This window comes from Pseudomonas sp. PME37.24/006 (genome assembly GCF_055556635.1).
The window spans coordinates 1-268 of the sequence record NZ_JBVHNL010000120.1; the positions used below are offsets into that span (position 1 = coordinate 1).

Annotated in this window: 1 protein-coding gene; it reads right to left on the reverse strand. The window is 64.2% G+C overall.

Going from position 1 to position 268, the window contains the following annotated elements:
* Window positions 1-268, reverse strand: a 268-nt coding sequence (locus ACZ3GY_RS24085; protein ID WP_465912270.1) for a homocysteine S-methyltransferase family protein, incomplete at both ends; no start/stop codon positions are given.

The following is a 268-nucleotide window of genomic DNA, read 5'->3' on the forward strand; positions in this document are numbered from 1 at the left end:
TTGGGCGTGGGGCCGAGGGCGCCGGCCACGAAGCGCGGCTTGTCCGGGGTCGAGTACTTGTCGCAGGCCGCACGCGCCAGGCGCGCCGATTCCACGTTCATCTCGTAGACCAGGTGGGCCATGTGGTAATCGTCCTGGGCCACGCTGGTGGCACCGAAGGTATTGGTCTCGATCAGGTCGGCACCGGCGGCCAGGTATTGCTCGTGGATTTCCTGAATGATGTGCGGCTGGGTCAGCGAGAGCAGTTCGTTGTTGCCCTTGACGAACA